A 288-nucleotide genomic window follows, 5' to 3' on the forward strand; every position below is an offset into this window, starting at 1 on the left:
GTTTCTGGGCTTCAGCATGTACAGAGGGAAAGACAGAGTAGGAATCAGATTAGCCCCGGAAACAGTTAAACGGGTAAAGAATAGACTTCGGGAAATGACATCACGAAGCAAGGCAGAGAAGATTTCGGACCGCATCAAGAGCATCAATGCCTACCTTGGAGGCTGGATAGGATACTACGCGCTGGCGGAAACGCCGAGCGTATTCCAGGAAATCGAAGGGTGGCTAAGGCGAAGGCTACGGATGTGCGTCTGGAAACAATGGAAACGTGTCCGAACCCGATACCGTGA

1 protein-coding gene is annotated in these 288 nt (G+C 51.0%); it reads left to right on the forward strand.

The features are described 5' to 3' along the window. Positions 1-16: 16 nt before the first annotated feature. On the forward strand, positions 17-288 hold a 272-nt coding region (locus ULO1_RS12080; protein ID WP_278308235.1), incomplete at its 3' end, for a group II intron maturase-specific domain-containing protein.

Source organism: Carboxydocella sp. ULO1 (assembly GCF_002049255.1).
Classification (GTDB): Bacteria; Bacillota.